This window comes from Streptomyces sp. NPDC044044 (genome assembly GCF_056434405.1).
The window spans coordinates 1-12,388 of record NZ_JBWKFG010000021.1 but is presented as its reverse complement, the minus strand read 5'-3'; the positions used below and the strand labels follow the sequence as shown (position 1 = coordinate 12,388).

The window sequence follows — 12,388 nt, the reverse complement described above, 5'->3', positions numbered from 1 at the left end:
TCCCAAACCCGAACCCCCCGGCACGCAGAGAGCGGCGCGCACCCCCTCCTCGGTGAATCAGTCGAGCTCGCCACCGGTGAAGGGCATTGGTTCAGCGGGGAGTTGGAGGCGGACCGGCCCTGGTTCCTCGAACAGCACCGGCTCGCCGGTACGGCCGTGCTCCCGGCCGCCGCGATGCTGGAGTGGGCCGTCGCGGGGGTGCAGGCCGCCGGTGAGGAGGGACCCGGCGTCGGGGTGGGCCTGGAAGGCGTCACCTTCAATGACTTCCTGCACTTCGGTGCCGACGTACCCATCCGGGTTCAGGCTTCGGTCATGCCCGAAGGGGACGGTTACCGGGTGCGCTGCTTCGGGCAGCCGGACGAGCCCGGCACGGGCAGGGGGGCACGACCCTGGACCGAACACCTGACCGTGGCGCTCGCCGCCCCCCTCGCCGACGGCTCGCACCGCGTCGACCTCGACGGCATGCGCGACCGGATGCCGCTCGCGGACACGAGCGAGCTGTACGACCGCCTGCACCGGATCGGCGTCGAGTACGGTCCCGCCTTCCGCGCGCTCAAGCAGCTCAGGCGCTCCGAATCGGGCACCGAAGCGCTGGCGCTGGTGGCGGTCGAGGCTCCGGACATCGCTCGGGACACGGAGAAGTACACACTTCATCCCGTCGTCCTCGACGCCTGTTTCCATGTCGTCGCGGGGTTCACCGAAGACGAGGAGACACTGCGGCTGCCCGTTGGGCTGGACCGGATCCGGGTGTACGGGCGGCTGCCCCACCGTGTGTGGGCGCATGCCCGTTGGCACGGTGTGGACGAGTCCGGCGAGTGCTCGATGGACCTGGACCTGATCACGGAGTCCGGGCAGGTGATCGCCTCCGTCGAGGGCCTGCGGTTCCGTACCGTCGCCGCGGCCTCGTTGCGCGCCATGGCCGTCACCCGTCCCCGTGAGTACGCCGTCGAGTGGGTGCCCTTCGTACCGCCCGTCACGGCCGACGAGCCCGCTGAACCGGCACCCGGTCCCTGGCTCGTGATGGACCGCGACGCCGTGACCGGTGACTGGTGCGGACGCCTCGCCCGTTGGGACGTTCCGGCGGATGGCGCGTCCTCCGACGAGGGCGCGGCACTCGGTGCTCCTCTCGCCGTGGACGCCGAGACCGAGTCAGGGCTGGAGCGGTTCTTCGGCGAGCGCGTCGGCCGTGAACTCGACGCCCTCGGGGCCGACGGCGGCAGCCGCCTCGCGGGGATTGTCCTGAACGGCGTCTCCAGTGCGGAAGGTACGGGGAGCGCGGGCGAGAGCGTGGGCGAGAACGCGAGTGAGGACGGAGGCTTCGCCGAGGTCAGGCGCCTGGCCGTGGACAGCCTTGTCATCCTCAAGCACTTCCTCCGCGCTCATGGCACCGGACGGCCCGGCGTCGTCATCCGCTCTTCGGGGGCGGCGGACCTGCCGGGAGCGGGCGGGGGCAGTGCGGCCTCGCTGGTGCAGGCCGTCCTGACCGGTGCCGCGAAGGCCGTCATCTCCGACCACCCGGATCTGCGGTGCGTCCAGGTCGACATCGATCCGGCCGGGCCGGTGCCACCGCTGGGCGAGGCGATCGCGCGGGCGGCCCTCCTGCCGGGCGCGGGGCATCTCGCGGAGCGCGGCGGGCGGTGGTTCGAGGCGCGCGTCACGGAGCGGGAGCCGGCAGGTGGACGGCCCCCCGTCGACGTACGCCCCGACGGGACGTATCTCGTCACCGGTGGTCTCGGTGGCATCGGCATCGAAGTAGCACGGTGGCTTGCCGGGCAGGGGGCCAGGTCCCTCGTGCTGGCCGGCCGCAATGTACCGGAGGAGGTGCCGGCCGAGGTGGCGCGGCTGCGAGCCGACGGTGTCCGGGTCGAGCTGCGGCGGGCCGATGTGTCGCGGGCCGACGACGTCGCCGGTCTGGTCTCCTTCGTACGGGATGAACTGCCCGCCCTGCGTGGTGTGTTCCATCTGGCCGGTGTCACGGACGACGCGGTCCTCGACAAGCTGGACGGGTCACGGATCCGCAGGGTACTCGATCCGAAGGCCGGCGGGGCCTGGCATCTCCACCGGGCCTGCGGGGACCTGGACCTGTTCGTGCTGTTCTCCTCGATGACCGCGATCACCGGCGCCGCGGGGCAGTCCGGTTACGTGCTGGCCAATACGGTTCTCGACGCCCTCGCCGCCCATCGTGAACGGCTCGGTCTTGCCGCGCTGAGCGTCGGCTGGGGTGCCTGGGGTGAGGTCGGCATGGCCGCCCGCGGCGGGTCACTGGCGGGACTGTCCGCCAGCGGTGTGGACGCGATGCCGCCGCGGCAGGCGTTCGAGGCGTTCCAGCGGCTGTCGGCGGACGCGGGCCCGCACGTGGGTCTGGCCCGGATGGACTGGCACCGCTATGCGGCGGTGGCGGCGCGCCCGGTGCCGTACACCTTGCTGGACGGGGTGCTGCCGAGCGGGGGCAACCCCTGGGCCGCGGCGGGAACTTACCGGTCTGCCGAGGAGCTGACGGAGCTGGCGGCAGCCGATCCGGAGCAGGCCCGCGAGGTCGTGCTCGGCGTCCTGTTCGACATGGTTTGGGTGCTGCTCGGGCTCGGTGAGCGGCAGCGCGACGAACTGCGTCCCGGATTCGCGGCGACCCGTCTGAACGTCCTGGGTCTCGATTCACTGACGACGGTCAGGCTCCGCGGCCGGCTTCTGGCCGACACATCCGCCGATGTGTCGTCGGACCTGCTGTTCGGTGGCGGGACGGCATGGGAGATCAGCGAGTTCATATGCCGTCAGCTGGCGCTGCGCAGCGTCCTGGCCGCCGATGACGACGCCGTGGAGGACTCGGCGGAGACCGAGGTGCTGACGCTGTGACGCACGGCGCGCGGCAGCCAGTGCCCCCGTATCCCCGCCCGCACCCTCATACGCACCACGACACAGGAGAGAGGTCCCGAGTTGAGCACGGGAGGAATGGGCCAGATTTCGTCACTGCTGGACGAACTGGCGGACAGAAAGATCAAGTTGAAGCTCACCGACGATGACCGTCTTGAGGTGCAGGCGCCGCGCGGCAGTCTGACGCCGGACCTGCGGGAGCGGCTCGCGGGCCACAAAGAGGAGATCGTGGCGTGGCTGGCGCGGTCGGCGGGCGGCTCGGGCACGGCCGAGGGCGCGCTGCCCACGGTGCAGCACGACGCGGAGCGGCTGTACGAGCCCTTCGCCCCCTCCGACCTGCAGCAGTCCTTCCTGATGGGAAGCCGGGAGGGGTTCGAGTTCTACGTGCGCCCGCACCAGTACGGGGAGTTCGACTTCGACGAGCTCGACGCGGGGCGCTTCCAGAAGGCGTTCAACCGCGCGGTGCATCGCCAGCGCAAGAACCTGGTGGTGGCCGACGACGACATGCTGCTGCGGACGGTGCGTGATCCGGCGCCGGTCGAGTTCACCGTGTCGGACCTGCGCGGTCTGCCCGCCGGCGAGGCCGAGCGCGCCATGCTCGAGGTCCGCGAGCAGATGGAGCGGCAGGAGCCCGCGCACGACCAATGGCCCTGGCTGAAACCGCACTTGAGCCTTCACGGTGAGCGCGGAGCGCGGTTCCACTACAACAACAACAACCTGTTCGCCGATGCACCGAGCGCCTTTCGGCTGCTGAGCGACGCCCTGCACTACTACCACCACCCCGACGACGAGCTGCCCGAGCTGGAAGTGACCTTCCGGGACTGTGTGCTGACGCTCGCCGAGCTGGAGGCGTCGTCACTCGGCGAGAAGTCCAGGAAATACTGGTGCGACCGGATGGCCGACTGGCCGTCCGCGCCGAAACTCCCCCTGGTGAGCGGCGCGGTCCGCCGCCGGCGGTCGGAGCTGTCGCGGCGAGAGCTGCTCCTTGAACCGAGCATCCGTGAGGCTTTGCAGGCGCGGGCGGACGCGCGGGGCCTGACCCTGACGAATGTGCTGCTGGGCGCGCACGCGGAGGTCATCGCACAGTGGAGCGGGTCGCGGCACTTCCTTCTGAACAACATGATCACGCACCGGTTGCCGCTGCATCCGCAGATGCGGGAGATCGTCGGGAACTTCGCGTCGCTGTACCCGCTCGAGGTCGACTGGCGCCACCCGGAGGGCTTCGAAGAACGGGTGCGCCGGCTGCAGGCGCGCGTGATGTCCGACACGGAGCACACCTATTGGAGCGGCAGCAAGGTGCTGCAGACGCTCAATCAGGTGCGGCAGACGCCGGGCAGCGCGGTGTGCCCCTTCGCCGTGGGCAGCGCGCTGTTCGTGGGCCCCGCCGATCCGCCGGCCTACAGCCTCCTCGAGACGCCGCAGACGCTCCTCGACACCGAGTTCTGGGAGCTGCGGGACGGCCGGCTGTGGGTGATCTGGGACGCCATCGAGCCGATGTTCCCCGCGGGGATGATCGAGGAGATGCTGGCGGCGTACGGCCTGTTGGTGACGCGCCTGGCCGAGGACGAATCGGCTTGGCGGGAACGGGACTTCGACCTGCTGCCCACGGCCCAGCGAGAGCAGCGCGAATCCATCAACGAAGAAGCTCTCACCGCGGCGGACGAACCGCCGGTACGGCTGCTGCACGAGCTGCTGCCCCGAGCGGCGGCCGCGCAGCCGGACACCCCCGCGGTGATCGGGCCCGAAGCCAAGGTCAGCTATGGAGAGTTGCGGGAGCGGAGCCTGCGGATCGCGGCGCGGCTGGCGGACTGCGGCGCCGACGCCGGCCATGTGGTGGCGGTGTCGCTGCCGAAGAGCCCGGATCAGATAGCCGCCGTGCACGGCGTCCTCGCGACGGGCGCCGCCTACGTTCCGGTCGATCCGGAGTGGCCCGCGGATCGCATCCGCTATGTCCTCGCCGACACCTCGGCGGTGGCCGTGGTGACGTCGGCGGCGCTCCGTGACCGGCTCGCCGAGGCAGCCGTGGTGCCGCTGATCACGGTCGAGGAGTGCGCGCGGCGGCGGGAGGCGCCCGACGCGCACCCCGGTGCGGCGACACGGCAGCCGGACGACCTGGCGTACATCATCTACACCTCGGGATCGACGGGCCGCCCCAAGGGCGCGATGCTCGACCACGGCGGCCCGTTGAACACGGTGGCCGACATCAACCGGCGCTTCGGTGTGACCTCGTCCGATGTGCTGTTCGGGGTCTCCTCGCTCTGCTTCGACCTGTCGGTGTACGACGTGTTCGGCGCGGCGGCGGCGGGGGCCTCCCTCATCCTGCCTGCGGCATCCCAGACCGATCCGGCGTCGTGGATCGACACGGTGAGCTCGTTCGGTGTGACGGTGTGGAACTCGGTGCCCGCCCTCATGCAGCTGTTCGTGGAGGAAGCGGCCGCGGCCGGAGTGCAGCTGCCGTCGCTGCGTACGGTGCTGCTGAGCGGGGACTGGATTCCGGTGGACCTGCCGGGCCGGATCCGCGAAGTCGCCCCGAACGCGCGGGTGATCAGTCTGGGCGGCGCGACGGAGGCGTCGATCTGGTCCATCTGCCATCCGGTGGACGCTCCCGATCCCGACTGGGCGAGCATTCCGTACGGCCGTCCGCTCGCGGGCCAGGGCTGGCATGTGCTTGACGCATCGGGGCGAGACGCCCCGGTGTGGGTGCCGGGCGACCTGTACATCGGCGGCCGCGGCCTCGCCCTTGGCTACTGGAATGACCCGGAGAAGACCGAGGCGTCCTTCATACGTCATCCCCGAACCGGCGAGCGGCTGTACCGGACGGGCGACGAGGGCCGCTATCTGCCGGACGGCACCATCGAGTTCCTGGGGCGTTCGGACTTCCAGGTGAAGATCCAGGGGTTCCGGGTGGAGCTGGGCGAGATCGAGCACGCGCTTCTTTCCTGTCCGGGCGTGGGCAAGGCCGTGGTGATCGCTCCGGACGCGGCGTCCGGGCGTCAGTTGGTGGCGTTCGTCGTCCGTGACCGGGCTGCGGTCGTGCCCGAGGGGCCCGCCACGAATTGGGTGACGGAGCTGACGGACCGGCTGGGCCGGCTGGTGCCGCACTACATGGTCCCCGGGCGCATCGCGCTGCTCGACGCCCTCCCCCTGACCGGCAACGGCAAACTGGACCGTCGCGCGCTGGAGTCGCTCTCCCGCCCGGAATCAGGACAGGAACGTAAGCGCACACCGGCCAGGAACGCGTTGGAGTCACTGCTCACGGAGATCTGGGAGTCGGTGCTCGGGGTGCGCCCGATCGGCGTGCACGACGACTTCTTCGACCTGGGCGGGCAGTCGTTCGCCGCGCTGCGCGTACTGCGCCAGGTCGCCGAGCGGACCGGCAGCCGGGTGCCGCTGGGGCTGCTTCTCGAACGGCGCACGATCGCCGAGCTCGCGAAGAGCCTGCAGACCGCCCAGGGCGCCTGGACGGCGTTGGTGACCGTGCGCGGACCGGAGCGGGCCGGACGCAGTGAGCCGCTGTTTCTGATGCACCCCGCGGGCGGCAACGTGGCGTGCTACCGCCAGCTGGCCGAGCTCCTCGACCGGCCGGTGTACGCCTTCCAGGCTCCCGGCCCGGCGACCGGCCATGAGCCCCTGACGACCGTGGCCGCGATGGCCCGGCTCTATGCCGAGGCGATGCGTGACCTGCGCCCCGACGGCCCCTATCTGCTGGGCGGTTGGTCGTCGGGGGGTGTGATCGCCTTCGAGGCGGCGCGGCTCCTGGAGGAGCTGGGCGAGACGGTCGAACGCGTCGTCGTCCTCGACTCACCCGCCCCGTCGCTCACCAGGGACGTGGACGAGGCCCAACTGCTCGTGTGGTTCCTGGAGGACCTCGGAATCGGGTTCAGACCCGGGCACGCTCCGCTCGACGAGGTGCGCCGCCTGGACGGGATGCGGGACGTCGACAGGATCGCCCGTACGCTCGCCGTCGGCCACGCCAACGGGCTGCCCGACTCGGGGCTCGACGCCGCCGATCTGGTGTCGCCCCTCGCCGTGTTCCGGGCTGTCGTACGGGCCTGCAACAGCTACCGGGGCGGCGTGATCGACGCGCCCATCAATGTGCTGCGCGCCGGTCAGGGCGTGGTCAGCGAGTTCGCCGGCCATCCGCACACCGCCGCCGCGGACTGGGGCTGGTCCGGATTCTCACGTGCGGGGACGAGCGCCCTGTCCATCCCGGCCACGCACTACACACTGCTCGCCGATCCGGTCGCAGTCACCGCGGTCACCCATGCGATCGACCAGCTGGGGGCTCCGTTCGTCACACGCTCAAGCTCGGTGCCCGCACACCAGACCACCAAGGAGAATTGAGATGCCCCAGGAACTCCTGTCCGAACTGCACCGGCGGGGCATCAAGCTGCGCCTGGCCGGTGACCGTCTGGACATCGTCGCCCCCGCCGGCACACTCACCGACGAGCTGCGGGCGAGCCTGAAACACAGCAGGGACGACCTGATCGCGCTGCTGCGGCGCGGCGCCGCCACCACCACGGCCGCGCAGGAGCCGGACGTAACGCCTCGCCCCGACGAGCGGTACGAACCGTTCCCGCTCACCGACATCCAGCACGCCTACTGGGTGGGCCGCGGCTCCGCGCTCGACCTGGGCGGCGTCTCCACCCATCTCTACTTCGAACTGGAGCGCACAGGCCTGGAGCTGGAACGTCTCAACGCCGCCCTGCGCAAGGTCGTCGAACGCCACGACATGCTGCGCGCCGTCGTCCAGCCGGACGGCAGGCAGCGGATCCTCCGTGACGTACCGCCGTACGAGATCGCGGTGCGGGATCTGCGCGGCGCGGGCGAGGAGAAGGAGCGGGCCGGAATCGAGGAGGTGCGCGGGCAGCTGGATCACCAGGTCCTGCCCGCCGACCGCGCCCCCCTGTTCGACATCCGTGCCTGCCTCCTGGACGGCGACCGGACAAGGCTGCACATCAGCATCGACGTGCTGATCCTGGACGGGCTCAGCCTCTTCGTGCTGTTCGGTGAGTGGCGGCGGTTCTACGAGGACCCGTCGTGGAACCCCGAGCCACTGGCTCTGTCCTACCGCGACTACGTCCTGCACGAGGCGGCGTCCCGCTCGGGTGCCCGCCACCGGCAGGACGAGGCGTACTGGATGGAACGCCTCGACTCGCTGCCCGCCGCCCCCGAACTGCCCCTGGCATGCCGGCCAGGGCAGCTGTCCCGCACCGAGTTCACCCGCCGGGCGAGCAGCCTGACGCGCGAGCGGTGGGCCGCCCTCAAGGACACGGCCCGGCAGCGCGGTCTGACGCCGTCAGCGGTCCTGATGACCGCGTTCGGCGACGCGCTGCGGCTGTGGTCGGCGCAGCCGGACTTCACCCTCAACCTCACTCTGTTCAACCGGCCGCCCGTGCATCCCCAGATCAACGACGTCATCGGGGACTTCACGACACTGACAATGCTCGAGAACCGGCACGACGCCGGGGCTACGTTCGCCGAGCGCGCCCAGGCCCTGCAGACCCAGCTGATGCGCGACCTCGAGCACATGGCGTACAACGGCGTGCAGGTACTGCGTGAGCGGGCGCGGCGACTTGGCGGCGGACCGGCCGCGGCGATGCCGGTGGTCTTCACCAGCGCCCTGGTCCTCGGCTCCCCGGACAGCGATCCGTCGGACGGCATCCGCTTCTTCGGAGAGCAGGTGCACGGCCTGACGCAGACACCGCAGGTGTGGCTCGACCATCAGACGTCCGAGGAGCGGGGCGCACTGCTCTTCAACTGGGACACCGTCGAGGCGCTGTTCCCCGCAGGGCTGCTCGACGACATGTTCGCCGTGTACTGCCGGGCGCTCGACCGGCTCGTCGAAGAGCCGGAGGTGTGGGATACGCCGGGCTCCCCCGTGACGCTTCCGACCTGGCAGGCCAAGGAGCGGGAGCGGGCCAACGACACGACCGCCGAGCTGCCGGGCGGCAGCCTGTGTGGTCTGGTCGAGGCGCAGGCGCGGCTGCGGCCGGACGCAGTCGCGGTGATCGACGGCGAGCGGCAGCTGACCTACGACGAGACGGTGCGGCAGGCACGCCGTCTCGCACGGCGCCTCAAGGCGCTGGGAGCGCAGGCCGACACCGTCGTCGGCGTGGTCCTGGAGAAGGGCTGGGAGCAGGTCGCCGCGGTGATCGGGGTGCAGCAGTCGGGCGCCGGATACCTGCCGGTCGAGCCCGGGTGGCCACAGGCCCGCAGGGACCAGTTGCTCGGCGAGGGCGGCGCGCGCGTCGTGGTGACCTCGCCCGCGCTGCGCGAGGCCTTCGACTGGCCGGAGGGCGTGCGCACCGTCACCTTCGAGGACGTGGAAGTGACGGGGGCGAGCTGGCAACCGCTCGACACGGAGCCGGGCCCGGACGACCTGGCGTACATCATCTACACCTCGGGCTCCACCGGTAGGCCCAAGGGTGTGGCGATCGACCACCGTTCGGCCGTCAACACCGTCCAGGACATGAACGCCCGCTTCCAGGTCGGCCCCGCCGACCGGGTCCTCGCGCTCTCGGCGCTCAGCTTCGACCTGTCCGTGTACGACATCTTCGGTCTACTCGCCGCGGGCGGCACCGTCGTCATGCCCTCCGCGAGCCGTGCCCAGGAACCGGCGCACTGGACCGAGCTCGCGCAGCGGCACGGCGTGACGGTGTGGAACTCGGTGCCCGCGCTCATGCAGGCCTGGGTGGAATCGCACGGCGACGGGGCCGAACTGCCCGCGTCCAAGGTGAGGTTGGTGCTTCTCAGCGGCGACTGGATCCCGGTTCCGCTGCCCGACGCCGTGCGCGGCCGGCATGCCAAGGCGGAGGTGATCAGCCTCGGTGGTGCGACCGAGGCAGCCATCTGGTCGGTGTGCTACCCGATCGCGGAGGTACCCGCGGAGTGGTCGCGCATCCCGTACGGCAAGCCGCTCGCGAATCAGACACTGCATGTGTACAACGCCGCCATGGAACCCTGTCCCATCTGGTCGACGGGCGAGATCTTCATCGGCGGCACCGGCGTGGCCCGCGCGTACTGGGGCGACCCGGAGCGAACCGCGGAACGGTTCGTGGAGCATCCGCGCACCGGGGAGCGGCTCTACCGGACCGGCGACCTCGGCCGCTATCTCCCGGGCGGCGACATCGAGTTCCTCGGCCGGGCCGACCACCAGGTCAAGGTCAACGGCTACCGCATCGAGCTGGGCGAGATCACTGCCGTGTTGTTGCGCGGGCCTGGCGTGGCTGATGCGGTCGCCGGTGTGGAGACCAGCCCCAGGACCGGACACCGGCAGCTCGTGGCCCATGTCGTTCCCGCCGCTGCCTCGGACGGCCCGTCGGGCCTGGATCCGGACGGGACCTGGGACGCGGTGCTCGGAGCCTGCGCGGAACGGACGGAGCGGGGCACCCGGGAACTCGCGGAGCCGTTGGCGGAGTACCGCAGGATGCTGGAGACGCTGGAGGGCATCTCGCCCGTCCTGATGGCCCGCACCTTCGCCGACCTCGGCGTCTTCACGGCCAAGGGTGAGAAGGGGTCCGCGGCCCAGATCGTGGAGCGGTGCGGCATCAAGCCCGGATACCGCGGCACCGTGCACCGCTGGCTGGACGTCCTGGCCGCGGAGAGTGTTCTGCGGGTCGGTGACGAGCCCGGGGAGTACGTGGCCGACGAGCCGCTCGACGCCGCGGACCTGGACGAGCGGGTCGGCGCCGGTCTGGCCGCCCTCGACTTCGACGGCAGCGAGGCCGTGCTGTCCGGCTACTTCGCCGACTGCGCCGAGCAGCAGACCGAGATACTCAAGGGCCGGACGAGCCCGTTGAAGCTCCTGCTCAAGGACGACAACCACCAGGTGACGGACGCCCTGTACGCGGACAACGCCGTGTCGACGCTGCAGAACAGCGTGCTCGCCCAGGGTGTGCGCGCCTTCGTGGACAACCGCGACAAGGAGCACGGGCGGGTACGGATCCTCGAGGTGGGCGCGGGCACGGGCGCGACCTCCGCGGCAGTCCTGGAGGCGCTGCCCGAGGACCGGGCCCAGTACTCGTTCACCGATGTGTCGACGTACTTCACGGCCCAGGCCAAGACCCGCTTCCGGCACCGTTCCGGAGTTGAGTACGGCATCTTCGACATCGACCGCGAGCCGGCGCAACAAGGCGTGGCTCCCGGCTCCGTCGACGTCGTCATAGCGGCCAACGTGCTGCACGACGCCACGGATCTGCCCTGGACCCTTGCCCGGCTCCGAGCCGCCCTGGCGCCGGGCGGTCTGCTCGTGCTCCTCGAAGGCACGGTCAACTCGCGCCAGCAGTTGGTGACGGTGGGTCTCATCGAGGCCCTGGCTCAAGATCGTGGGCCGCAGCGGCTCCCGCTGCTCTCCGTCGACGCCTGGCAACGGCACCTCACGGACGCCGGATTCGATCGGTTCGCGGCTGTCCCGGGGCCGGAGGCGACCGTCGACTTCCACGGCCAGCAAGTGCTGATCGCGCAGTGCCCGGGTGGTGACGATGCCGGCACGGCGGCGGCCCCCGATCCGGAGGCGCTCCGCCGCGGCCTCGAGGAACTCCTCCCCGGCTACATGGTTCCGCGCCATGTCATGCTCATCGACCGGATTCCGCTCACCGCCAACGGCAAGGTGGACCGCACGGCGCTTCCCTCGCCGTGGAACGAGACCGACGAGGGTGAGCGAGTCGCCCCGCGCGACGACCGGGAGCGGATCGTCTTCGCCATCTGGAGCGCGGCCCTCGGGCACGAGGACTTCGGCGTCACGGATGACTTCTTCGAGCTGGGCGGCGACTCACTGCACGCGGTCAGCATCGTCGGTCGACTGCAGGCGGAGTTCGGCCTCGCCGACGGCGCGGAAGACGGACCCGACCTGCTCTTCGACAACCCGACGATCGCGGAACTGAGCACGGAGCTGGCTTCGCGCGCGGAAGGGTGAGGTCCCGCAACGACACGTGAAGCGCACGGCCCGGGTTGCCCGGGCCGTGCGCTTCGTTGTCAGGCGATCCCCGGGTCAGGAGATCCCGAGCTCGTTACTGATGAAGTCGAACATCTCGCTGTCGCTCGCCGATTCGAGCTGCGCCGCGCGGTCCGGGGACTCCGACGCTGCCTCATCCGCCCCCTGGCACAACCGCAGCAGCTCACTCAGCCGCCCCGCGACGACGGTCCGAGCCGAGTCCGCCAACCCGCCACCCGACAGCAACTCCCGTACCTCTTCGATCCCTTCGAGGACTGGTTCCACCATCGCCTCGTCTCCGTCACCCTGCTCGGCCTCGAGCCGTGACCGCAGGAAGTCGGTGACGGCATCGGGCGTGGGGTGGTCGAACGTCAGGGAGGTGGGCAGCCGCAGGCCCGTTGCCGTGGACAGCCGCCGATGCAGTTCCACTGCCGCGGCCGAGTCGAACCCCAGCTCCTTGAAGGTCCGGTCCCCGGCGATGGTCTTCGGGTCGGTGACGCCGAGGACGACGGCGAGCTGGCCCCGCACCACGTCACGCGGGGAGATCTCGTCTACGGGGGCTTGCTGCTCGGCCACGGGGACTTG

At 70.8% G+C, this 12,388-nt stretch carries 4 protein-coding genes; 3 read left to right on the top strand and 1 reads right to left on the bottom strand.

The features are described 5' to 3' along the window. The 3 genes from AC07AG_RS42445 to AC07AG_RS42435 form a co-directional block, all read left to right on the top strand. A partial coding sequence (locus tag AC07AG_RS42445; protein WP_478762544.1) for a type I polyketide synthase occupies nucleotides 1-2,850 on the top strand: 2,850 nt, incomplete at its 5' end. Nucleotides 2,851-2,946: 96 nt separating this feature from the next. Continuing rightward, nucleotides 2,947-7,212 (top strand): non-ribosomal peptide synthetase, encoded by a 4,266-nt coding sequence (locus AC07AG_RS42440; RefSeq protein ID WP_478762542.1) that lies wholly within the window; start codon nucleotides 2,947-2,949, stop codon nucleotides 7,210-7,212. A gap of 1 nt (nucleotide 7,213) precedes the next feature. Further along, on the top strand, nucleotides 7,214-11,785 hold the full coding sequence (locus AC07AG_RS42435; RefSeq protein ID WP_478762540.1) for a non-ribosomal peptide synthetase: 4,572 nt from the start codon (nucleotides 7,214-7,216) through the stop codon (nucleotides 11,783-11,785). 75 nt (nucleotides 11,786-11,860) lie between these two features. Here AC07AG_RS42435 and AC07AG_RS42430 read toward each other — a convergent pair. After that, nucleotides 11,861-12,388: acyl carrier protein (locus AC07AG_RS42430; protein ID WP_478762538.1), on the bottom strand; the 528-nt coding region annotated here is incomplete at its 5' end.